Raw genomic sequence first — 22,656 nt, 5'->3', positions numbered from 1 at the left:
CATGACCAAGCTGAAACTCGGTCCGATCCCGGATTACAAGCCTGTGAAGCTGACCGTGGAATTGCCTGCGCAGCTACACCGTGACCTGATCGCCTATGGTGAAATCCTAGGACGGGAAGGAGGACAGGGGCCGATCGAACCGGCAAAGCTGATTGTTCCCATGCTCGAGCGATTTGTCGCGACGGATCGTGGCTTCGCCAAGGGGCGACGAGCGCTTCCGAAACGCGAGGTGGCGAAACAAGGACCATGATCCACGGCTCCAGTTCCCAGTAGTACAGAGGTGGCTAACCCGGACGGAGTGGATGCGTGAACCGCCCCGGTTTTGCCGGAGACTGTTGAGTTCGTATTTCAAGCCGCGATTTTGTCTGACTTCAAGGCTTGTTCGTATTTCTCCTCCGCTTCGACTGGCGTGATGTAGCCGAGCGGTTCGAGCAGACGCTCGTAGTTGAACCAATCGACCCATTGCAAGGTTTCCCATTCGACCTGATCCTTGGATTTCCACGGCCCCAGTCGATTGATGACTTCGGTTTTGAACAGGCCGATTATCGTTTCGGCCAGTGCATTATCATAACTGTCACCGACGCTGCCGACGGAGGGTTCCAACCCCGCGTCTGCGAGACGCTCTGTGTATTTGATCGACACGTACTGGCTGCCGCGATCAGAGTTATGGATCAGGTTCTCAGCAGGCTTGCGCGCATGGATCGCCTGTTCAAGAGCGTCCAATACAAACTGCGTGTCCTGTGTTGTCGATGCTTTCCAGCCAACGATCCGGTTAGCAAAGGTGTCGATGACAAACGCAACGTAGACAAAGCCGCGCCAGGTGGACACGAATGTAAAGTCTGACACCCATAGCTCATTGGGCTGTGAGGCCCGGAACTGGCGATTGACCTTATCCAGCGGGCATTGATCCGCAGGCTGCCCTTGGGTTGTTTTGATCTTCTTACCGCGCCGAACGCCTTGAATGCCAAGCTGGCGCATCAATCGCTCGACGGTGCAGCGGGCGACATCGATCTTGTCGCGTTTCATCGCATGCCACAGTTTGCGTGCCCCATAGACAGACCTGTTCTTTGTCCAAACGTCGGCCATCTCCTTGCGCAGATAAGCGTCTCGCTTGGCCCGATCCGAGACACGGCTGGGGTCACGTTCGATGGCAAGGTTCTCATAGAACGTCGAAGGGGCAATCTGCAGAACCCGGCAGATAGGCTCGACCCCATGGACACTTCGCTGATCCTTGATGAAGGCGATCATTTGCGGAATGGGCGGTCGAGCTCCGCCTGAGCAAAATATGCAGAAGCCTTTTTGAGGATCTCATTGGCCTGACGCAGCTGCCGGTTCTCGCGTTCCAGTTCTTTGATGCGATCCCGTTCGGTCGTCGTCAGACCATCACGCTTGCCGGCATCCGTCTCATGCTGCTTGACCCAAATGCGCAGAATGTCCCTGCTGCATCCAACCTTCTGCGAAATCGACAAGATTGCTGCCGATCTGCTCGCATATTCGCTCTCGTGATCCAAAACCATCCGCACCGCTCTGGCGCGCAATTCCTCTGGATAACGTGCTCCGTTCTTCGTCTTTCCCATGACCCAGTATCCTTACTTCTGGGTCTCCGGCAAACAAGGGGCGGTTCACAGTACTGAACCAGTGGTCGGCGCGAAGGATCTGCCAGCCGCATTTTGCGCCGCTTTTGCGAGGGCATCGACCATCGCTCGTCTCATCGCGAGATCGAACGACATGTGGTGTGCGCACCCGGCATACTCGCTCAGTTCGCACAGCGCGAGGCTGTTCAAAACTGCAGGCGCAGGCACGTGATCTTCGTCGGACATGGGGACCGTCCTGTCGGTTGCGGCAATGGGCTCACCCGTTCAGTCGAGAAGGGCGATAGGATTTCCCGCGCGCAAGCCCCTCGCCGACCGTGCTGTTGGCGGGCTCGACTGTTTCGTCTTGGTGCTAGACCTTCAGGAAACTCTGGCGCGGGCCGAGAAAGGACGTGCGGAGCGGCACGGCCTCCTGATCGATCTTAACCGCTGTACTGAAAGCATCGACGCTGCATCTTTCCGACGGACACAACCGGCTATCAGTTTCTTCCTCTTTTTGTGTTGAGTAGCAATGGGTTGACGGCAGGCAGTTTTGCTGGTTGGTAAAATCGCTTTGCGATATACCAAGCCTTTTTTCGAGGCCCATGCTCGGATTTCGGAGTTGATTGGAACATCGCTGCCCAACTACCCTTGTTCGCAACGACCGAACCGACGAACTCGCCACGAGCCTGAGAGCTTCCGACCCAGTCTTGGAAGCTTAACGGAAGGCCGCTGTTGTTTATCTCAGCGTCATTCCACTTAGAAATGAGGTCGAAGGCGAGAACTGGATCTGAAAGATTCACTGCAGATAAGTAGGCGAGCGCTTGTTTTTCTTCCTCCTCGCTTAGTTGCGAACGAGAGACGCGACCCAAAAGCCTCGTACCTCCTCTTTGCAGAACTCCTAAATAGTTCTCGAAGATCGTTCCTCTTTGGCCCCGCAGCCCCAGAACGACATCGCGGTAAGCGGCGCGCCTAACCAGATCTGATCCACGGGCCTCCCACCACAACGCCAGCATCTCCGAAAGTTCGAGATCGCAGCCTCGGTCCGGGAGGTCCTGAAAGAAGATCGTCCAGGGCTCCTCGAACTTCTGATCCCAGTCTGTGTGGACCTGCTTCATTAGTTCACTACGCGCAGCAAGACGGCACAACTCTCGCCGATGCACCCGGTCGTCCTCGGAATAGATCTTCCACTTCCACCATGGGTGGATCAGGTAGGTGTCAAGGAACTCCTCCTCAGAGCAGGCCAGGTACGAGGCTTGGCCTATTTCGTCGAGGCACCTCTGAATGATCTCGTTTGCCTCGTCGGCAACCCAAGTGCCAAGCGATACGGCGGCTTGTTCGTACTGAGTGGCCGTTCTACGCGCGACGCGTTTTGGCAACTCTGGATTGCAGGCATATTCCTGAAACAGCTCTTGGCACTCTCTTGTCAGATCGCTAAGGATCCGGCCCACTTCGTCTTGCTCACTTGGATCAAATTCATTTGATGCCAGCCTCTTCCTAAGGTCAGCCCCATAAGCTCCGATAACGTCGAGCATCTTGCCTGGACGATGACCAAGCGTTTGAAAGGTGTGACCATCCAAAGCAGCCACATGCTTTTCCGCAGAAAAGAGCTCGCTCCCCAAGGCATAGGCATCAGCCAGTAGAGCCCGCCCACGGCGGTGCATTTCGTTGAATGTGTCCCAGTCTGGTATTCGCGGGATTAAAGAAAGAGATTTTTGCGCGGCAATGGCATCTTGCCTGTATGTGCGGTCTTTTGGCGGCAGAAGTCGTACGGCTTGTTTTAGGTGCCAGATCGCTTCCTGAACATTCTCAACGTTGAGGCTCTTGTCCCGGTTCTCAGACACGAACCTCTTTGAGGGTCTAAGTAGCGGACACAATGCGAATGCCGCCTGCATGTGGTAAGTGGCTTCGAGTTGGTAAGTAGAAGTCCTGCTCGCAGCACGAAAGTGCGGATTAATGAAATACGTCCCGCGAGAATATTGAAGGAAATTTCGGGCACGCATTTCTGAGAGAATCCTTCGAACTCGTGTGAAGTTTGTCACCTCTTCAACGCCATGGTTCAGAATGGCGTAAGCTGCGTGCACGCTGAAACCGAAGCGAAAAATGGAAAGGCGGGCTAGAACATCCTCGAACTTTTTAGGAACATAGTTTCGTTGCCGTTTCTGGTCTTGAAGGTCAGCCGATGGCCCCTGGATAATTAGAATCCTGGTTCTACGGCGATCGTCTTCAGGCCAGAGGCTGTTTCTGATCCCAACGAGACCGTCAGAACTGGCGTGCAGATGCTCTTCGAGAGGGAAGGGCGTGTCCGTATCCCGCCATCTTGGATCGAGTATCGGCCGCCAGTCTGCGCTAAAGTCGGATTCAAACGGCACAACCGTAGGGCGCGGACCAGTGAAACAAGCTTCATCGAAGATTATGACAAGGTCCGGCGGCGCCGTGCGCGAAATTCTTTTGTCGACATGAGTGTTTCCAAGCAGACCAGCCAACCGCTCTGCCGCCCGCTCTTTGTCTGCCCAGCGGAAATTCGTAAACCAGTCGGATGTTGCGTCGAGTTGCTCGGCGATCGTCGCCCACAAACGGTACTCGTAATCTCCGACTTGGGATTTCAGAGCGAGAACTCCAAGACCACTTCGTCTGCGTTCGGCTTGTGTCATCGGCCCGCGCCTTGTCTTGTGATCTTGCCATGCTAGCCATTTTCCAATTGCCGCCTCGGCATTTTGCGGAATGGCATTGCCCGTGCTGGCGTTCTTGGTGCCACCAGCGATCTTGCCAAGAAGAAGATCGAATTCGTTGCGGCTGATGTGTCGCACGGCACGGGGTTGGTCCCCCAACAAGAACGCGTCCAGTACTTCGAGGGCCTCGGTCTCCTCGGGGCGCCATGGGTCATCTTTCGCGGCTCGACGCTCGAAGGCAGTGAGCTTCCGTGGCTCTGCGTCGGACAGGTGAAGGCGACGGAGATGCTCTCCGAATTCGCGTTGGGTTTCGGGAAGACGGAAAAAACTTGCGCGCCGCCAGCCTTTCGACTGTAGCGCGTCCGCCGACGTCCTCGCATCCGGGCAGAAATTCACCTCCACCCTCAAGTCCATGTTCCGTTCTTCGATTCTTGAACGGAACCTAAGATAGGCCGCGATCGCGTCGGCATAGGGTGATGCCGCTTCGGTCTCGGATACTTCGTTTTGCTCTTGCGCAGTCTCGGCCTCAATCAGAGCGCGCTCCTGTCCTGGCACAATTACCCGAGAGAACCCAAAACCGTTCGCATAGTAGAGCTTCTGTTCGAGGCCCCCGACAGGCATGACGCGCAGCGCCCCCTGCACCTCTTCGATGCAGCCCGTGGCTACGCCAGCCGGCGCCATACCGGCATCGAGTAGAAGGCTGAGACACGCTTGCGCCCAGTAAGCTTCGGCGCTCCGACCGCCGATTTGGTAGCGCGCCTCATCGGTGAACCCAAGGACCGAAACGATTTCCTCGGCCATACTCATGTCGACGATGAGGTCGGACCGTTCCTTGTCTGCAACAGAACTGGCCGCATGGAGGCGGAGCCGGCTGTTCTGGGATCTCCACATTGCTTTGCCTGCCCTAAGTCCAATATCGAAAGCGGCGCGCCACTCAGCTGCCAATTCAAGGCGGTCGGGTTCTGGTTCAAAGCGGACCTTGCTGTCGGCATTCGGAGACAGTGTGAGAGCAACGGGCAGGCTCATCCCATAGAATAGATCAGCCTCAGGATTCTGTTCGTTCAATAGGTCGTCGGGCCCGCAGAAGAATAGAGGCCAGAAAAAGTGAGCATTTCTCCAAGTGTTACAAAGCCTCGTCCACCAAGGAGCAATCAGGGTTCTTTCGTCTGCTCTGCGTCCCGTTTCCCCCGCTGTAAATTCGGCCAGCCGGGTCAGCACCCATCCGTGGATGTTATCGACTGCCCGCAGCCGCTGGTACTGTCCGTAATGGCTACCTCGTGCCTGCAGCAGCCAACGCTCCAGTTGGGTTGTTTCATCCGCCGATGCGCCGGAAAGCTGCCTCAGCAGGAATACGACTTCTTTGGTGAGGGACGGACTGTTCCATTTCAACCATTTCAGGACATTCTCGAGGTTCAATCGGTCGTCCTGGAGAAGCCATGCAGCGTGATCAAGTAGAACGCTTCGCTCGCGCCCACCGGCCTTGCCCTGGCGCCGGTCAAGCTCCTTTCGGGCGAGCTGATGCTGTCTCTCGACCGAGACCTTGATATGTGTGTCGTCAGGGTCGGGAGCGTAGACGTCTTCGTGCATGTCACCGAGAAGTCCGAGCAGGGAGTCTGAGGCCGTCGCAAACTCGTCGTCCCGCATCTCGGCAAGGAAAGCTGCAGCTCCGTTGACACGCAGTTCCTGCCTTTCGTCGGTTCCGACACCGGACAGGAATCCGGCGCAGAAAACCCGACGCTGATCGAGCATCCAGTGATGCGCCAGGTTCAACGGCTTGGAACATGAAGCGGTCTGCATTTGTGGATCCTCGTTACTTGGCTTCAAGCCCGAGGCGCGGCAGAAGACGCGCAACCTCGTCCTCGTCGCCTGCTGCCTGGGCCTCCTCGATGGCCTCTTTCAGGTTCTTCAGTCGCGAGGATTTCAGGCCTTCCACGACGAGACGCGGGTCCTGCCCTTCCTCGCTCTTTACCACGACCGGAAAGGCGGCCGGATCCCGGCTCGAGACCAATGCCGGCATCAGCACCTGATGCACGACGACGTTGCCGAGGGCGCTACCTGGAACGATGCGGACCTCTCTCTCGCGCCCACGTTCCCAAAGTTCGAAACTACAAACATCCGAAAGAACGGACGGCACCCCGCCCACGCGCTGCCATTCATAGGGCGCTTTCAATGCGCCCTCGGCACGGCGTCGTTTTACATGAGCCATACCTCCGATTGCACTTGCCTCTCCGGGATCAGGGAACCAAGCGGCAGCCGTATCGATTTTTACGTCAATCCAACTCTTTATTTTCCGAGCAACAGCAAGTGGGTCTGCATAACTGGTGTTGGCCGGCAAATCAGTCTGCCTGGACTCGAATTCTTGGATCTGGGACTCAATGGAGGCAAACGTATCTCGAACAAGCTCATCGCTGGGTTCACGAAGTCGACCTTCCACTTCAGCCAAAAGAAAGTTCAGTTCAAGATCAACTCCTTTTGTCAAGGATTTATCCTGCGCTCTATTTTTCTTGTTTTCATTGGACATGCTACTTGCCTTTCCTGCTATTGGCAAAGCTTCTAAGCTTTCCTTTCGCTTCGCTCTTGAGGTTCTTATATCTCTTGATTGACACACCTAATTCCAAGGCTGCCGCATGCTCTGATATCTCGCCAGCTGTCTCTTGTATGAGAAGCTGAAACGCTCTCTTTTGTTGATCATTTAGTTCCCCGGCCGACGCCGCCTGATGAAGAAAATCGGTCAGACGAGAGACTGGCGAATTCTCTCGCTGAATAAGCGAATCTTCTGGGCTAATTGGGGGTTGGTGAAGAGCACTTACGATCTCTACATCGGACGAGATCTCGCGTTCAACCGTAGCTCGTTTCGTTTTCTTTCTCTTGATGTCGATCGCTCGATACTGAACAAACGGTATAAGCATATGTCGAAGGGTCTCGCTCTCTGGCGGGTACTCTTCGATGACGTCCATGACATTTTGCTTTCGCTGTTCAATACCGGTCAGAAAGTACGAGAATACTTCCTGAACACAGACTTTTGCTTCAGCGTCGCTTAACGGAGGGACCAGCGCTCCCCGCTCTTTGATTACAGATCCGCTCAAGGCAAGTTTCAACAGTTCTCGACCGTGTGCCTTCCACACAGAACGGACATACTCACCATAAAACGAGCTGAGGCCTTCCCGTCTTTCCATTCGATTTTCCAGTTGTCCGTCTCCTAGTTTATCAGAGAGTAGCATGTCAGCTACGCTGCGGGCCTGGCAGTCCGCCAACGAGTGCACCTTTCGGATTGTCGCAAAATCGCGTCCGCCTCATTCGGCCAACGATACAGGTCAAACTCGGTCGCATCCTCGAAGGCCAGTCCGCGGGCGAGCGTCCAGCCGCGGTCGAGGTCAGCAAGCGGGACACGGAATAGCACGGGGCGGCTTTCACCAAGAAACCGTACGAAGCGCATGGCATCCGCACGCGCGTCTGGTGCGCCGTCGTTCGGCACGGCGATGAACTTGCCACGTCGTCCGGCCTCGACGATGTAGAGGCTGGCGGCCCGGATCAACCAATGGGCATTTTCAACGTCACGATCGGTCAAGTTCTCGGTCGCCCCCTCCTTGAAGAACCGCTGCGCCATGGTCGGAATACGCCCAAGACGACGCTGGCGAGCAGCCTCTCCGAGAAGCAGGATAACAATAACGAACTCGAGCACAAAAGCCGCTTTCAGTGGTCCGTCGCTGATCCTGCCGAGACAGGGCTGCGCGCCCCAGGCCAACTCACCGACACGGGCGACCACGCAGCCGAGGGCGTCCGAAAGATCGACCTGCTGTTCGCGTGGCGCGGTGGAAGGAAGATCGACCCGTTCTGCAGACCTTGTCGCAAGGGCGGCCAGACGCGCGGCGAATTCCTGGTCTTCGCAGACAAACGCCTGTTCCACGCCCGTCTCGGGGTGAACGTCGATCAGTTCTCTGCCAAACTCCTCGGCCAAAGAGCGCAGCCGGTCCGCCATCCGTCGCTGTTCGGTGTTCGCCTGGAGGCGCACAGCTTCAGCATAAATATCGCGCTGAGCCACAATGTCTGCGGCGGTAGACATCGCGATGGAGATGTCGCGCGCGCGGGACTCGAGCCCAGCGGCAATCGAGTCGATCTCGGCGAGTTCACGCGCGTGGCGCTGCCGCATGCGGCAGCGCGGGCCGCAGTTGCTGCTGGGGTTGGCATCATTGGTGCAGGTGCCGCCCTGACGCATTTCCGTCGCCGCAAGTTGCGCGGCTTCATCTGAAAGGCCGAGTAGATCCGCGCGCAATTCGGCGAAGTCGCTCGCAAAGGCGCGCACGGGAACGACTGTGCCCGCGACCTCCCGCTGCTGCTGGCCGTAGACCAGGTCGCTATAGCTGGAGACGAGCATTGCGCCCCCTGCGCCCCCTAGCCAACTCAGGCCGCTCATCGTCACGCCGACGAACAGGTTGAACGGAGCACGAAGAACTCCCTCGGAACCAGCCCGCCACCAGGCCTCGTGCAGAAGGCCCTGGACGACCACACTTCCCAGCCCAGCAAGCCCGGCGGCCGCCATCCAGCCATAATCGTGCGGGATGAGCCGCTCCGCCCACGGCTCCAGCAACGTGTAGAACCCGGCACCTGTTAGCGCGGCCGAAACGCCGTTGAGCAGCACGGTGAATTTCTTGATCTTGCTCATGATCAGCCTTGGTTCCAGTCCCTCGCGGGCACATCTGTCGTCTTTGTCTGGTGCGCCGCCCGCCCCGAAACCGGGGCGGACGGAAGGGCCACCGCCAGGCGACCAGGAAACCGAGACTGGCTTCTATCAATCAGTCGAAGCGCGACGCTGTTTTTCCCGCGAGCCGCAGAGATTTTCTCCGTGAGCGCGATATTCGCTTTGAACGCCGCCCTTTGGGATGGGCCGCTCGCGTTCCTGACCAAGGCAGGATGTCTCGGGCTGCATTACGATCAGTTCCTGAACCGAAGCGGCTTGCGGCGGTGCGCGCAGGTCATCACGCGGCCATCTTCCGCAACGACGAGGTACGCATCGAGTGCACGTTCGATGCGGGCATAGACCTTGTCGCCGAGGTCTTCGCGGGCCTTCCGGCGCGCCGCCTGATCCATGTAGATGACCTCCGCGCCGCCGCGGATCTTGGCGACGCCGTAGTCAAGAAGGATCGCCATCGTCTCCCGGCGGATGCCTCTCTGGTTGGCGCGTGTTTCGGCGTGAGCCGTCAGGGTCACCGTTTCCATGTTGTCGTCCTCCTCCGCTAAAAGGCCGCCAAGACCGTTTCGGCGGCATTCAAGGGATCAGTCGAAGGACAGTGCGCGTTTTCCCGCGGAAGTACGGCAAGTAGACTTGGCCGGTCTGGGAATCACGCATCATGGTCAGGGCGAAATACATGAGACGGTCCGACCAACCGCTCGTGCCGCCATTCGCGGTCACGGTTCCCGGCGTTGACCGCCAAGTCCCGACAAGGCGGCAGCGATCAGTTCACCAAGTTCTCGTGCGGTGATGGCACCGACCGTTTGCTGCGCGATCGAGCTTTCGATGCTCGCAAACACGACGAACTGCCGGTCGCCACATGACACGACAACTGTCGCCGTGCGGGAGCGCGCGAGGCCGCCACCGGCGATCTCGGTGGTGCCGGTCTTCCCAAGCGTCGGGGTGCATCCGAGAGGACGCAATTGGTCGGGGAGATGCCGGAGCGTACCGTATTCTTCAAACGGGGCCGAGAACAGCGCAGCAGTTTCACGAACGACATCTGCTTCGTAACCGACGGCTTCAAGATCCACCGATCGAGCTGGATAGCCGTCAAGCACCATCAGGCCGTCGGTTGCGGGGCGGGAGCCGTCAGCAGCTCGAACTACGGCGGCGAACAGCGCCATGAAGCGTTCGGGAGGCGCCCGGCGACCGACACCGAGGGCCGCACCTCCCGGTCCGGCCGGGTCCCCGAGGAACCCGAGATTGGTCTCCAGGACGCTCATCTCGAGAGCATGACGGCGCGCGACGTCGACCCAGGGGAGATTCATCGATCTTCCCAAGGCCTCGCGAACGTCGACCCATCCCGAAGGAGAGCGGGTGGTGCAGTCCTCAACCGGTGCCGGACCGGACGTGTTCGTGATGGTGCCGTAAATCCTGTTGCAGAGCCGGGTCTCGCCATGGCGCGCCGAGATCAGCGCGAGCATCGCCTTGTGCTGGCTTCCGAGCCCGAACGCTGGTGCCAGAGCAACAGGTTGCGACGCGTCTGCGTCAGCGAAGGGCCCGAGAAGAGATCGATGACGGTTGGTGAAGGCCACGCGCAGGGGAAGGGCCTCGTCGTCGATTTCGGCGACCGCCACGAGGTAATCCGCCTGCACATCGCAATTTCCGGCAAAGCAAACGCCGGGAGCGAGCCGGTACGACAGCTGGTTAAGAACATCGCGCACAGTCTCTTGGGCTGCGGTCTGCGCTTCCACGTCGAGTGGCAACAGCGCGTCAGACAGCGGTTCAGTGATCCCGGCCGCGCCGAGAGCGTCACGCACAGTAGTTGCGGAGCCGCCGGGCAGAACGGAAAGCATCGACGACGGGTTTCGGAACGCTTCGATGACCTCGTAGGCAAGCAGGCGTTCCTCGTCGTTTCTGGCGAGCCTCGTTGCGCAGACCCGTGCCCGAGCACGGGCACGTTCGTACCGTCGATCGACGTGTGCGCCGAAGACGGGAAGATCCTGATAGAAGTGAAATGTGGATGCCGCCGCAAAGAGGCACACCTCGCCCAGGTTTCCGGGTGGACCGCCGAACAGCAGTTCAGCCGCCAGTGCGCCGGCCAGTGGACGACCCTCGCCATGGATCACCGTCATGCGTTCGGCGAGGAAATGCGCGCGCGCGTTCTCGTCCATGCCCATGGTTCTCGCCACGAACACCATGGCGGCACCGACGTTGCGTGCTTTGTCGAGCGGTTCGTCGACGCGTCCGGGCTGCCCGACCAATGCTTCAAAAGCGGACAGGACGGGGCCGCTGCCACGTGGCTGGAGAAAGGTCGGTCGTTCACCTGCCAACCAGCGGTTCAGCACCTCCTGGCGGTCGAGGCCTCTGATCGAGCGCTCGATTTCGAAAGCCGCACCTCGGACGAGGCCAACCAGATCCTGTCCGAACAGTGTCAGCGGCGACCGCGCCCATCTACCCTCGAGAACCGCAATTGCCTCTGCCACGCGCAGCGCTGTCGCGTCGTTGAAGGGGGAGGTGAGATGGCCGGACGTACAAGCGCCCGAGGGATCAACGGGAATGGCCCCGACGAAACTCCCGGTGTCGTCGCGGAACATCACAGTATCACCGCATCGAAGAGCGATTTCCGCGCGAGCCGCGAGGCCGCTGGGCAATGTGGAGACGACGGGCCCGAGAACGGGCTCGGCGGCGTAGAATCCCGCCACCTTCAGGAGCGCGAGGAATACAAGAAACCTGAGAGACCTCTGCCATCTAGGGTGCCAGCGCGTCGCCTGCCGAACCGGGATGCTCGGGTCAGTGCCTTGACCTTGCGAAATATCGACCGGTTCGCTTTTCCTGCCCCATGTCGATCGCCGACGGAGAAGGTTGGGAACCGGGACGGACGGGACCAGCCTCCGAAGAAATGCGCGACGACGCTTTCTGTTCAAACGACAGAGAAAGCGCTCCAGATCGGACTCTCGGTAGGCATCGAAGGTGGCTTCGCGGCGGGCTTCATCCGAAAGGAAACGGTCGACGATCTGGTTGATCTGATCGTATGACAACTGGCTGCCGAGATGCTTCTTGTTGTGGAAGGGCGCGTTCATCGACGCCGCCTCCGACCAGCTCTTCCAAGACCTTCGACAAGACCGACCGCGGCCTTCGCGAGAAGCGCTCCGGTCAGGAAACCCTGCGTTGCGAGCTGTGATAGCCTTTCGGCGGCGAACTCGAAGAACGCAGTCGGTCCCGATGGATCCATCGCGATGGTCCAGACGAGCCCGCCCGCAAGGGAAGTAGCCACCAGAGCGGCCACGACGGGATTGCGGAGGAGCACTGAAAGGACGAGGCCCGATGCAGCGCCAGCCAGAACGTGACCGTAATCGAATGCGAAGAGCGGCGTATCGACCATGATCAGCGCCTCGCCATCCGGTGTGCGACCGCACCAAGAATTCGAAGTGCCCGAGCCGGTCCCCGCCACAGAATGAAGAAGATCGTACCGACGATTGCTGCCGCCAGCAGGGTACCGGCCGTCTGCTCGCCCACGACCAGCGTCAGAACGCCTTGCACGGCGCCGAGGAGCAGTAGCGCGATCGCCGCCGGTGCCGACCATGGTGGAACCCCCGCGAGAATCTCCGACGCGACTGCGAGCTCTGCCAGAACCAGGATCACTGCACCAAGCAGGGCGAGCCGGGCGCCAGTCATTGCCGCAACGGCACCGGCAAGAAATGCGACCGCCGTGATGGGGTCGATGACGCCGAACAAGTGCTCTAGAAAGGGATCAACGATTTCAAATACTTCAGAAACCCAATCGCCGGCGTCCTTGGCGACGGCTTCGTCAAAGGCCGACAAGAAGTTCGCGCTATCCACCTTCACCCCCGTTCTGGAGTTCCACATCCAGTCAGTCGAAGAGAGGGCTGTGTTTTCCCGCGGCTGAGCGGTTGGTGAACACGTTGAAGGGGCGTTCGAGAAGGTCGTGGCACCGGTTGGCCGTCCAAAGCGGCATGTGGCGCGCGCTATTCGGTGCAGTAGTAATTCGGCATGGCAGCCTGCAGAACGGCTGAGTGTTCGCGGCCAAGCCTCGGCGAAGAGGGCGCGAAACGGAACGTTTGACGGTGTCGTGTTTCCGAGATGCGCGTCACCTCACGCGCTTTGACGGTTGTTGATCTGATCGAGGCGACGAAGCTCTCGCCGGCCAAGTTCACGGGCACGGCTGGGGCAGGAGGATCGTGCGAGGACGTGCAAGCCGCCATCCAAGGGCGCGATGTAGGCAAAGAAGCCGTGCGCATCTGCGCCGACATAGATCGAAAAGATCGAAAAGCTGGCCAAGATGTTACTCCATACGATGTTCACGTGGTATGCCGCGACAGCGTGAATTGCGGCACACCGTGACAGTCGAATGGTGGCTATACATTTCCCGCAGGGTGCTCGGGCTCGGTGCCGACCTGCAGGTGGGAGAGTGCATTTCCAAGGGCTGCTGTTCCTTTCCCCTGATTGCGGAACTCTGCGTCAGACACGAGGTGTCCCGTGTTTTCAGAAGGGAGGGCATGCAAGCGAGAGGGCAGCATCATGGTTGTTGATCTCGCCAAGCACATGGTGGATGTCAAAGCAGTAGATCGGGGGCTCCGTCCTATTCCACCAAGGGCTGCCTCGATTGCTTCCGCAAGATTAACTGCCAGTCGCGACTGGAACGGATGGCCGCAAAGATCAATGCCCGATCCAGTTACTTCAGTGGCTTAGGTGCCAGAAAACATTCGAGCCCCGACCTGTTCCCTCCAGAACTTGCTGGCTCCAAAGGATCATTCTTCAGTACACTGGAAGACCGGGCCGAAACCCAAGGCGTCATCGGCGTTTATGTGTGTGGATCATGTGTAGAGGGCGCATTGGCGGGTTCCCCTGCTGGCGCCAAAGCTGAAAACCCGTCATCCGCACCTTTTCGCGCCGCGGCTGCCAATTCTACGCCACAAGCCGCGGGACCGCGCTCTCAACCAGCCGCAGAAATCGTGAGTTGCGAGCCCCCGCAACCAAACCTCTAAAGAAACCATATTAATTTCAGTGCCTTGGCGAGCGGCAGGATATCGCCGTTCATTCGGTTCGCGCAATATCAATGGCTTAGCCCCGTAGGTTCAAATCACCCCGCAACCAATTGCGACGACGTAGAGCAGCGTCCAATCGCCGTCGTTCTCGTGATGGATAGTGGCGATTTAACTTCTATTTCAGTGATTTGCGAGGCGTCGTGTGCAGCTCATGTTCATGCTTCGATCGCGTCGTTTCGTCTTCTGGCGTGTTCTTTGCGGTTTTCCACAGCGTATTAACTCACTTAGGTACGTGAGTTGTGGGCCCAAAGACTGACCAGGAACTTGCATTGGCGTAGGAAGCCAGCATGACGGCTAGAAATGGTGTTGAAGCTCGAACACACGCTGGTCAGCATATGCAGAACTTTGGAACATGCGTTGCTTGGCGAAACGCGTTCACGTGCACTGAGCTCCTCGACGTCGCGAAAGGAGTCGACGCAGTTGGAGGTCAGCAGGGCTTGCTTACGGTCCCGCGCTCTTGAAGGGAACTGCATCGGCCGTGGTGTTGCCAAGTCCCCATGCCCTAAGTTCGCTTCGACAATTTTGTATTGACATTGTCCATACGAGCTGACAAAGGGCTTAAAAACTTGAGGTATAGCTCCATGTCCGAAAAGAAAAAAAGCCATGTGTCACGCGATGGCCCTAAGCTCTCGATGCGCATCAGTATGGACGACCGCGGTCTAATCGACTCGGCGGCAGCAGTCGCTCGCAAGTCGCGAACTGAGTTCATGGTCGATAGTGCTCGACGAGCTGCTGTTGACACGCTTCTAGATGCCCGTGCTTTTCAGCTTGATGAAGAGCAGACTGAGAGATTAGATGAGCTCCTTTCGAACCCTCCTGCGTCTGTAGAAAAATTGAGACGCTTGATGGCTAGCAGGGCACCTTGGGAGAAATGAGTGAATTACTCAACCCACTGTTTACGCCTCCGGAGCTAATCAGTTCTCGCCACAGTTTGAAGGCGTTTGACTGCGGAAACGAGGCGATGACGTCATGGCTGAAAACCCACGCCCTCGATAATGAAGGTGTCGTATCACGTACATACGTAATTGCGGATGCTGGCAACTCAGTGATAGCGTATTATACCCTAGCAACCGGTCGGATTGATCGCAGAGATCTGCCTCGACGCAAACGGCACAATTCACCGGAATTCATACCTGTGATCGTTCTTGGAAGGCTTGCGGTGGATCGGAACCACTCAGGTTTGGGGCTTGGTAGCGGTATGCTGCGTGAAGCAATGCTACGGACTCTGGAAGTATCCAAGACGATTGGGGTTCGAGCGCTACTTGTTCACGCCATCGACGATGACGCGGTGCCCTATTATCAGCAGTATGGCTTTATACCCTCTCCGACATCTGGTCGTTCCTTGATTCTCCCGGTGGAGACGATCAAGGATGCACTTTAGCATGCATGCCAAAGACCGAGTTTTGGCTTTTTCGGGTCTGGGATTTGCCTGATAGGTTCATCCTTGACAAAGCGAGGTCGAAGGGAGCCAGATTTTTCTTTCAGCAAGCCAATTGTCATTGTACTTTCGGGCATGGAAACGGGGGGTAAACTGTTTGAAGCTTCGTGTCATCGCAAATGAACTGCGAGATGTTTCGTTGGATGCGCCAATGGAGCGCGAAGTCCGTGCTTGTTTTGCAAATCTTCTGATTGGCCTCGAGCGTGGTCATGTCTCAGTTGATTCTGTCAAGCGTCGATTGGCCGAGATGGCCGAGAACTTCAACCGAACATCATTTCGTGATTTCAGATCTCTACTGCTAGAGCTCGATACAGCCATGAGTGTGTTTGGGCTTCAAGATCACTACTTTCGGCCAGGTCCTCTTAATGAGCACTTGGATAATCACGCCATCACAATTCAGGCGAATGAAGACGGAATGCTTGGTCGTTTTTTGCTTTCGCCGCCGAGGCGTGCGGGAAGCGATGAGATAGCTGAGGCATTTCGCCAGAATGAGTGCGTCGGATGGGTCGGGCGGGCTGATCGACCGCTTTGGCTGACGCCATATTTTGGCGAGGTGGCAGATTTAATCGAACAGGCCCAAGATACTTTCTGTTCGCCGTCTCAGAAGGCAAGTATTGCGCGTCGCGTGGTCGCGCTTTTGGGGCTGTCGCACATTCAGCCAACGACCGAGCTTCTCGCGTTTGTAACTCGCGAGTCCGTGGGACAGCTGCTCTTTGATCGGCCGGATGACAGGAATACGCAGATGCCAACTGGATCGACGGCCATAGAGGCTCGTGGTCACAGACGTTTCCGAGCTTGGCCGAGAAACCAGGACAATCCCTACGGACGGACGTTTGAAATTGACGATGCGGCCAGAGCGGCTGCTGAACAAAGGGGCGAATACGCTGGAGCCTTGGAGATAGTACGGCCAAACATGGATGTTGGAGCGTTTATCAGTTGTACATCTTTAGGACCGCTAACCGCTAAACCCGTTGACCGAGCCGGTTCTTATCTCAGAGATTTAGGTATTGAGGATAAGAGCGCGGCGGAACTGTTACTCAAATTGGCCGAAGTAATTGAGTTATGAATGAGATTTCCGCAAAAGAACTGGCCGAAGGTGATGTTGATCTCTGGATTAATTGGCTCCGGGAAGGGGTGATTTTGTATTCAGCTGAAGCACCTACCCCAGTCAGGTTTAGGGCGTTTTCGCCTCTTCTTGTTGACCCTGATTCAGTTAATCCAGCAGGTGATTTGGTGGCTCAGATACGGACCATACACTTGGCTAATAAGGGAGTTGCCGGGGCTGCGGCGGTAGAAGCTCTGCGAACTTGGTCTCCGGCTTTGGATGGTTGGCAGGGCGCGGTTCTTCTCCTAAGCATCTCCGCACGCCTCGGCGGGCGTGGCGTTGCAGATGCAGGTTGGAATTTGATCGCGCGCTCACAAGACTTGCCTCCCGATGCTCGCGCCGAACTTGCATATGTGGCTGTCGAGGCTGCCAAGCTACGTTACAAATACACGGAGCTGGTCAGTCTGATTGAGCTCTTGTGGAGCGAAGACCTTGCGACACCACAGTTGCTGGCAAAACTTGCCTTGCTCCTTGCCCGCCAAGATAATGGTGGTTTGGAGATGTTGCCTAATAGGCTTGCAACGATAATGCCGGCGTTGGTTGAGCCGCCGCATTCGCACACGTTCGTTCGCGAAATTGCGGCAGCGCTTCGTTCGAACTTCGGTGTTGAAGACCTTCGAACTTCTCTCCGTCCCATAGAAGGTGAGGATGAGAAGATTGCGGAATTTCGAAGAGTGCTGCTTCATCTATCCCATCCAGGCAACGTCTTGGTACTAAATCTGTCACCATCAGCCAAGAAGGTAGCCGCACAGCGTCTCAGTGGCCTTAAGAACCTTACGGACATGTCATTTCCGGAGTTTGGAGATGCGGAAGATACAGACGGTTCGGAAACTCCGCAATGAGCACGCAGCAACATCTAAAGCGATTCACTGCCCAACTTGGCCAGCTCATCGATTTATGCTGCACTATTGATAGAAATGAAGATGATGACAGGTACTCGGCCCAGGGGCACGAAGTCATATATGTTTTTGATACAAACATAGTTCAAATGTTTCTTGAGCCGTATAAGAATCCACATTTTTGTGAGGTCCTTCATACTCCTCTTTGGCGCACGAATCGTGAGTTCGATCTCGACATAAACTCTCAAGCTTGCTTGATTTCTGCGGAGTATCTTTTTTCTGGTGAATTGCCCGGGCAAAAAAACTGCATTTGGCATATGACTGTGGGTCATAAAAAGGAGCTTGACGGTCAGGAGTACCACCTTCGATCCTACATCAAAGACAATGTCGAGCGTATGCGTGGTGATGAAGACTTCAAAAATTCAGTTCTCCAAAACATGTCCAATTTGAGTGATGCGATCGAAGCTGATCCTAAAGGTGATAGAAGAACTTTTGAAGCTTGGGCAAATCAACTTCCGTATAGTTCTCCTTGGTTGAGTGAACTAGCTGGGCTATCGGGAAAAGAATTCAGCGAGCGTGCTGCGGGGCTTCGCTCTCGTGAGGTTTGTCGGTTGCTTGCCAGTGACGACGTCGCTGAACCTGCCAATCAACTATTTCGATACAGGTCACGTGAAATAGCCGGCCGCTTTAGAACGCTTGAATCACGTCTTGCGCCGGATGCAAACGAAAGAAATGAGATCAATGAGGAGGTCGAGTCCTGGCGTGCGCAACTAGCTGACGTCATGAGCCGTCATCCTTCGAATATCAAAACCCGCGAAGGTTTCAAGGCGGACTGTCAAGCTCTGGGGCTAATAAGTTGGGCGGCGCGCCAAAGGAAATTCAAAGATGTAAGAATTCTTTTGGTGACCGGAGACACAGTTTTGCTGGAGGCCTATCGATCAAGACATGTGAAAAACCCTCGGCAGGAACAGTATTTGGTCCGGCCAATAAGCCATTATGCGCCAATCTTCAACGCCGTGAGTGCAAAAGCCACTTTATCGACACAGAAGTATGCATTTCGAAAGCTTCAACAAGTTTTGGAGTTTTTGTTGGTATCGATTAACCTACATCTTTTGGTTGAGGCGGAGGATGAGGAGAGATTGCGCGCGCGCGATGCATTCGTGTTGGACGTCCAGGCGCAGATCGATGAGGCAATCGCACAAGTTGTTGAAGCATTTCCACAATCACAAGAAATAGTTTGGCTGCGTGAAAAAGTCTTTGAACTCGAGCGGTTGGTCAATGAGTTGCGGCCAATCGAGCAGCTTATGCTCGAGGCATTTCCAAAACTTGTTGCTGCACGTCTCAAGCAAGAGCGTGTAAGCTTTGAACAGGCTTCAGAGAACGGTGGTGAGCGGCTGTTTATTGAAATTGAGAAGAAGCTCGCGTCGGCAGGAGAGATTGGCGCACACTTTTCGTTACAAACAACACCAGACTCCGTTACTCGTCTGTTTGACGAGTATCGTGATCGGCTCTACCAGCGTACCCGTCGTGCAACGGTTCATGTACAACTGAAGTTTGTGACTTCAATTTCCGGCGATGCGGAGGAGGCAGATTTAGCGATCAATCGGTTTGCAGAACTTGGGCTTGATGTTGTTCATAAAGAACTGCAATTTTTGACTGAGGCGCCGGCCAAGCTATTTGCGCTCGCCGCTCTAATTGCTTTTAGGCTTGAAATATGGATTGAGGCCGCACGTTATTCCAACCTAGCCGCAATTGCGTCTTTGGAGAATACAAAGTACTTAGATGATTCCGGTGCAACTCCAGATGAGCATTATGAATACGAGTACCTTGTTGCAGTTGCTCAGCGTTTTAGAATTTCCTCTTTCGAACCTTCTGTTGATGTCGGGTTCTCTAACGCCTGGGAAGATTGGTTGTCGTCAGCTGACGCGATACTCGTTGAGGCGATCAACGTTCACACTGAAAGTGGGCAGTTATCTCGTGTAATGAGGGCCAGGAGTGAACGAGCCGCTATTCATGTTTCTTTTTGTGAGTGGTTTGCCTTCGGCGCCCTTGCGGAACCTATGTTTTTTTCTGAACCGGCGAAACATTGTCTCAAGTCGTTTTCAATTGTGGTTAGTGAACTAAGAGCTTGCGAAGATTCGTTGGCTGAGGCAGAGGTTCGCGCTGCAAGTTCTGTTGTGAAGACCGGAAAGAAGGGTTATGAAGATTTTTGAATTCGGTACGTTTACACTTTCGATCAAATGTTCATGCAGCCATAATGACAGGGGCGAGGCTTAGGGAAATGTGGCCCAATTACTCGAACGAGATTGATAGACTTGTGAATGTACTGCCAGCGCCAGTGATTGATGAAGATTGGCCGGATGGACCTTCGATTTCACGTGCTTACAGAGCGGCTGTACGTTCAGACTATGAGGCCCTTCGTTCGGTACAGAATGAGCTGCAATTGCCGCTCGATGTGGCCGTGTATAAGGGTTTGCTCAAATTGCTTTCTGGCGAGCGGAATTAGAAGGCAATTTCTGCAGTAGAGAAGATTGGCGGGTAAGATGTATGGTCTAGGATATCCCCTATGAATGATTTGGGGGCGTTCTGTGGTTTCACGTGTATGTAATGGAGGATCGGGCCGAAACCGAAATGGCTAAAGGCGGTTACTCGGTTAGCATGTGCGGATCGTGTGCACGGGGCGTATCGGCACGTTCGTTTGCGGGCGCCCAAGCTGAAATCACGTCATCCGCACCTTTTCACCCCACGTCTGGCAATTCTACGCCGCAAGCCTTGGCACCACGCTCTCCACCAACCGCAGAAATCGTGAGTTGCGAGCCCACGCAACCAACGATATTCGCGATGCTTCTGCCGGTACTGCCGCGGACTTCTTTGCTTTTGTGGACTGTTAGTGCCATGATCATCTGCTGCGCCTTCTCGCAGCCAAATTATTGTACACTTTCAAAGTTTGTATGCCGCCCTACAGTAAGCGTCCGGTCTGACCGCCCTACGGTGCAGTTTTCCACGGCAACAAGTCATCGACGCGGTTGATCTTATAATCTTGGATGCGTGCCAGAGTATCTGCCAGCCATGCCTGCGGATCGATATCGTTCAGCTTGGCGGTTTCGATCAAGGTGTAAGCGATGGCGGCGGCCTTGCCGCCTGTTTGTGATCCGACGAACAGATAGTTTTTGCGCCCGATGGCGACGGATCGCATCGCGCGTTCGGCGGTATTGTTGTCCAATTCCAAGATGCCGTGATCGAGGTATGCCTTGAGCCGCGCCATGCGCGTCAGGGCATAGCGGATCGTTCCCGCCAGCGGCGATTTTCCCGAGATACTGGGCAGTTGGGCATGCAGCCATGTTTCGAGATCATCGAAGATTGGCTTTGCCTTTTCCTGTCGGAGTGCAGCGCGTCTTTCTGGCGCTGATCCACGCGCCTCTTTCTCGACCGCGTAGAGTTGCGCGATGCGCCCGATTGCCTCGTCAGCGATGGCGGAACCTTGAGCGCGGTGGATATCGACGAACTTGCGTCTGACGTGGGCCATGCAGGCCACCTCACGGATGCCGCCGGAACGATATAGATCTTCGAACCCGGCATATCCGTCCGCGTGCATCCAGCCTTGATACTTTGCGAGATGATCCTTTGGATGCTGCCCTTTGCGATCCGGCGAGAACTGATACCAACTGGCGGGTGGAACGTCGCTGCCCCAGGGTCGTTCGTCGCGCCCATAAGCCCACAATCGCGCCGTCGCGGTTTTGCCGGTTCCGGGGCGAGCATCTTCACTGGCGTGTCGTCTGCAAAGATCGCCTGTCCTGCCAGCACATGTCGCCCGATGGCGTCTGCAAGTGGCTCCAGCAGGGCTGTGGATTTACCAACCCAGTCGGCCAGCGTGGAGCGATCAATATCAATCCCGTCGCGTTCGAAGATGCCGCTTTGGCGGTGCAGCGGCAGGTGATCCGCGTACTTATTGACCAACACATGCGCCAGCAGCCCGGGACCGGGGCGGCCCCGTTCGATGGGACGCGATGGCAATGTGGCTTGCGTAAAGGCCTCGCAGCCCGAGCACGCAAAGCGCGGCCGCACAATGCGGTTCACGATGAAGCGCCGAGGCACACACTCCAGTTCTTCGGTCACATCCTCGCCCAGACGGCGCAGGCCACCACCGCACTGAGCGCAGTCGTCGTCACCAGTGGTCAGTTCGACTTCCATGCGTGGGATGTGGTCAGGGATCGGGCGTCGCTTGGGTTTATCCTTTGGTTTTTCATCGGGAAGACGCAGCTTGGCTGTCATCTTGGCGACCGCGATCTCGCTCGTCTCCAAGGCCAGTTGAAGCTGCTCAATGCTTTCTGATGACGATCCAAACCGGTGATGACGCTGACCTGCCAATTGATGCCGTAGCTTCTCGATCAAAACCGCTTGCGACTTCACCTCCGCGAGCAAAAGCGCTGTGAACTGTCTCAGTTCATCAGGGTCTTTCGGCAGAGATTTGTCGACGTCCAGCATGGCCAGACCATAGCAAAACAACGGCTGGGCGGGAATCCCACACGCGCATTTATCCCGCCTTGAGCGGTGTCCAGCTGCGCTGTGGCACACGCCAATCGATCCCTTCTAGTAACATCGCCAACTGCGCCGCCGTGAGAGCAAATTTGCCCTCTTTGGCCGATGGCCACACGAACCGGCCTTTCTCAAGCCGCTTGCTGAACAGGCACGCACCCTGGCCATCCCACCAAATAATCTTGATCAGGTCACCCCGGCGACCACGAAAGACAAACAGATGCCCCGTGAACGGATCTTGCTTCAGCGTTTGTTCGGCTTGCGCCGCCAGCGTAGTGAACCCACGCCGCATGTCGGTCACGCCAGCTGCCAGCCAGACCTGCGTGTTCGCCGGAACAGGGATCATGCAGACAGACCTCGGATTAGCCGAGCCAGTGCTTCGGGATCGTAAGTACCGACAATCCTCAATTGATGACCGCCTGCGATATCGATCTCAATCGAGCTGTGGCCGGATATGACATTGGCTGCTGGCTTAGGGGCCGGTTCTTCGATCACAGGCCGGTCAACAATCTCAACTGGAAGAAAGCACGAATCCGGGGCGATCTGTTCTACAACCGTCTCCACATCAGGCGCAAACTTGGGATCACGCAACCATTTATGGATCAAATTGGCGTTCATCGCATACCGCCGCGCAACCTGCGCAACCGAAACCCCCGGCGCACATGTTTGCAGGCAGATCGAAACCTTCTCCTCATCCGACCAGAACCGCTTCTTCTGACCCTTCTTACCCGCCATATCCGTCCCCAAGATGTCCACT

Annotated in this window: 19 protein-coding genes, 1 pseudogene and 1 other annotated feature; of the genes and pseudogenes, 6 read left to right on the top strand and 14 right to left on the bottom strand. The window is 56.4% G+C overall.

Annotated elements, in window-relative coordinates:
• The first annotated feature begins 1 nt into the window (after position 1).
• Positions 2–250, top strand: coding sequence for a DUF2274 domain-containing protein (locus ACERZ8_RS03565; protein WP_407590750.1), 249 nt, complete (start codon positions 2–4; stop codon positions 248–250).
• Between the two features lie 98 nt (positions 251–348).
• Here ACERZ8_RS03565 and ACERZ8_RS03560 read toward each other — a convergent pair.
• The 11 genes from ACERZ8_RS03560 to ACERZ8_RS03510 form a co-directional block, all read right to left on the bottom strand.
• Positions 349–1,577, bottom strand: a protein-coding gene (locus ACERZ8_RS03560) for an IS3 family transposase (protein ID WP_407590749.1) whose coding sequence is annotated in 2 segments (ribosomal slippage) — positions 349–1,283 and positions 1,283–1,577 — 1,230 coding nt in all. Because the reading frame shifts where the segments join, the coding sequence is not laid out codon by codon here.
• Positions 1,174–1,290, bottom strand: a sequence feature (AL1L pseudoknot). It overlaps the preceding gene by 117 nt.
• Before the next feature lie 45 nt (positions 1,578–1,622).
• Entirely contained in the window at positions 1,623–1,820 is a 198-nt protein-coding gene (locus ACERZ8_RS03555) for a hypothetical protein (RefSeq protein ID WP_407590748.1), read from the bottom strand.
• A 251-nt stretch (positions 1,821–2,071) separates the two neighbouring features.
• Positions 2,072–6,040, bottom strand: coding sequence for a hypothetical protein (locus ACERZ8_RS03550; protein WP_407590747.1), 3,969 nt, complete (start codon positions 6,038–6,040; stop codon positions 2,072–2,074).
• A 13-nt stretch (positions 6,041–6,053) separates the two neighbouring features.
• Complete coding sequence (locus ACERZ8_RS03545; RefSeq protein ID WP_407590746.1) at positions 6,054–6,764, bottom strand: hypothetical protein; 711 nt, start codon at positions 6,762–6,764, stop codon at positions 6,054–6,056.
• A gap of 1 nt (position 6,765) precedes the next feature.
• The gene (locus tag ACERZ8_RS03540) at positions 6,766–7,464 is read right to left on the bottom strand and encodes an RNA polymerase sigma factor (RefSeq protein ID WP_407590745.1); all 699 of its coding nucleotides are present in this window, start codon (positions 7,462–7,464) and stop codon (positions 6,766–6,768) included.
• Positions 7,465–7,469: 5 nt separating this feature from the next.
• Positions 7,470–8,906, bottom strand: a complete 1,437-nt coding sequence (locus ACERZ8_RS03535; RefSeq protein ID WP_407590744.1) for a hypothetical protein — start codon at positions 8,904–8,906, stop codon at positions 7,470–7,472.
• Positions 8,907–9,175: 269 nt separating this feature from the next.
• Entirely contained in the window at positions 9,176–9,460 is a 285-nt protein-coding gene (locus tag ACERZ8_RS03530) for a hypothetical protein (protein WP_407590742.1), read from the bottom strand.
• A gap of 189 nt (positions 9,461–9,649) precedes the next feature.
• Positions 9,650–11,995, bottom strand: a complete 2,346-nt coding sequence (locus ACERZ8_RS03525; RefSeq protein WP_407590740.1) for a hypothetical protein — start codon at positions 11,993–11,995, stop codon at positions 9,650–9,652.
• Positions 11,992–12,297, bottom strand: coding sequence for a hypothetical protein (locus ACERZ8_RS03520; protein WP_407590738.1), 306 nt, complete (start codon positions 12,295–12,297; stop codon positions 11,992–11,994). Before ACERZ8_RS03520 ends, ACERZ8_RS03525 begins: the two co-directional genes overlap by 4 nt.
• Before the next feature lie 2 nt (positions 12,298–12,299).
• On the bottom strand, positions 12,300–12,755 hold the full coding sequence (locus tag ACERZ8_RS03515) for a hypothetical protein (protein WP_407590737.1): 456 nt from the start codon (positions 12,753–12,755) through the stop codon (positions 12,300–12,302).
• 273 nt (positions 12,756–13,028) lie between these two features.
• Positions 13,029–13,214: a hypothetical protein gene (locus ACERZ8_RS03510; RefSeq protein WP_407590736.1), complete on the bottom strand. Its 186-nt coding sequence runs from the start codon at positions 13,212–13,214 to the stop codon at positions 13,029–13,031.
• Between the two features lie 1,348 nt (positions 13,215–14,562).
• Between ACERZ8_RS03510 and ACERZ8_RS03505 the strand changes: the two genes are divergently transcribed.
• From ACERZ8_RS03505 to ACERZ8_RS03485, 5 genes are all read left to right on the top strand, one after another.
• Positions 14,563–14,856, top strand: coding sequence for a type II toxin-antitoxin system TacA family antitoxin (locus ACERZ8_RS03505; protein ID WP_407590735.1), 294 nt, complete (start codon positions 14,563–14,565; stop codon positions 14,854–14,856).
• Positions 14,853–15,362, top strand: a complete 510-nt coding sequence (locus ACERZ8_RS03500; protein WP_407590734.1) for a GNAT family N-acetyltransferase — start codon at positions 14,853–14,855, stop codon at positions 15,360–15,362. Before ACERZ8_RS03505 ends, ACERZ8_RS03500 begins: the two co-directional genes overlap by 4 nt.
• A gap of 154 nt (positions 15,363–15,516) precedes the next feature.
• Positions 15,517–16,485 (top strand): hypothetical protein, encoded by a 969-nt coding sequence (locus ACERZ8_RS03495; RefSeq protein ID WP_407590733.1) that lies wholly within the window; start codon positions 15,517–15,519, stop codon positions 16,483–16,485.
• Entirely contained in the window at positions 16,482–17,366 is an 885-nt protein-coding gene (locus ACERZ8_RS03490; protein ID WP_407590732.1) for a hypothetical protein, read from the top strand. The genes ACERZ8_RS03495 and ACERZ8_RS03490 overlap by 4 nt, the downstream gene beginning before the upstream one ends.
• Positions 17,363–19,576 carry a hypothetical protein gene (locus ACERZ8_RS03485; RefSeq protein WP_407590731.1) on the top strand — a complete coding sequence of 738 codons (2,214 nt, stop codon included), beginning with the start codon at positions 17,363–17,365 and terminating at the stop codon, positions 19,574–19,576. The genes ACERZ8_RS03490 and ACERZ8_RS03485 overlap by 4 nt, the downstream gene beginning before the upstream one ends.
• 773 nt (positions 19,577–20,349) lie before the next feature.
• On the opposite strand, the pseudogene tnpC reads toward ACERZ8_RS03485, so the two are convergent.
• From tnpC to tnpA, 3 genes and pseudogenes are all read right to left on the bottom strand, one after another.
• Positions 20,350–21,848, bottom strand: a pseudogene (gene tnpC / locus ACERZ8_RS03480) (IS66 family transposase).
• 49 nt (positions 21,849–21,897) lie between these two features.
• Positions 21,898–22,245, bottom strand: a complete 348-nt coding sequence (tnpB, locus tag ACERZ8_RS03475; protein ID WP_407590730.1) for an IS66 family insertion sequence element accessory protein TnpB — start codon at positions 22,243–22,245, stop codon at positions 21,898–21,900.
• Positions 22,242–22,634, bottom strand: a complete 393-nt coding sequence (gene tnpA / locus ACERZ8_RS03470; RefSeq protein WP_407590729.1) for an IS66-like element accessory protein TnpA — start codon at positions 22,632–22,634, stop codon at positions 22,242–22,244. Before tnpA ends, tnpB begins: the two co-directional genes overlap by 4 nt.
• Positions 22,635–22,656: the final 22 nt, after the last annotated feature.

Origin of the sequence: Tateyamaria armeniaca (genome assembly GCF_045797845.1) — a bacterium.
GTDB classification, from domain to species: Bacteria; Pseudomonadota; Alphaproteobacteria; order Rhodobacterales; family Rhodobacteraceae; genus Tateyamaria; species Tateyamaria armeniaca.
This window is presented reverse-complemented; position numbering and strand designations above follow the sequence as displayed.

Coding starts and splice junctions, on each gene's coding strand:
- ACERZ8_RS03565 (WP_407590750.1), top strand. CDS start 2: ATGACCAAGCTGAAACTCGGTCCGATCCCGGATTACAAGCCTGTGAAG.
- ACERZ8_RS03555 (WP_407590748.1), bottom strand. CDS start 1,820: ATGTCCGACGAAGATCACGTGCCTGCGCCTGCAGTTTTGAACAGCCTC.
- ACERZ8_RS03550 (WP_407590747.1), bottom strand. CDS start 6,040: ATGCAGACCGCTTCATGTTCCAAGCCGTTGAACCTGGCGCATCACTGG.
- ACERZ8_RS03545 (WP_407590746.1), bottom strand. CDS start 6,764: ATGTCCAATGAAAACAAGAAAAATAGAGCGCAGGATAAATCCTTGACA.
- ACERZ8_RS03540 (WP_407590745.1), bottom strand. CDS start 7,464: ATGCTACTCTCTGATAAACTAGGAGACGGACAACTGGAAAATCGAATG.
- ACERZ8_RS03535 (WP_407590744.1), bottom strand. CDS start 8,906: ATGAGCAAGATCAAGAAATTCACCGTGCTGCTCAACGGCGTTTCGGCC.
- ACERZ8_RS03530 (WP_407590742.1), bottom strand. CDS start 9,460: ATGGAAACGGTGACCCTGACGGCTCACGCCGAAACACGCGCCAACCAG.
- ACERZ8_RS03525 (WP_407590740.1), bottom strand. CDS start 11,995: ATGAACGCGCCCTTCCACAACAAGAAGCATCTCGGCAGCCAGTTGTCA.
- ACERZ8_RS03520 (WP_407590738.1), bottom strand. CDS start 12,297: ATGGTCGATACGCCGCTCTTCGCATTCGATTACGGTCACGTTCTGGCT.
- ACERZ8_RS03505 (WP_407590735.1), top strand. CDS start 14,563: ATGTCCGAAAAGAAAAAAAGCCATGTGTCACGCGATGGCCCTAAGCTC.
- ACERZ8_RS03500 (WP_407590734.1), top strand. CDS start 14,853: ATGAGTGAATTACTCAACCCACTGTTTACGCCTCCGGAGCTAATCAGT.
- ACERZ8_RS03490 (WP_407590732.1), top strand. CDS start 16,482: ATGAATGAGATTTCCGCAAAAGAACTGGCCGAAGGTGATGTTGATCTC.
- ACERZ8_RS03485 (WP_407590731.1), top strand. CDS start 17,363: ATGAGCACGCAGCAACATCTAAAGCGATTCACTGCCCAACTTGGCCAG.
- tnpB (WP_407590730.1), bottom strand. CDS start 22,245: ATGATCCCTGTTCCGGCGAACACGCAGGTCTGGCTGGCAGCTGGCGTG.
- tnpA (WP_407590729.1), bottom strand. CDS start 22,634: ATGGCGGGTAAGAAGGGTCAGAAGAAGCGGTTCTGGTCGGATGAGGAG.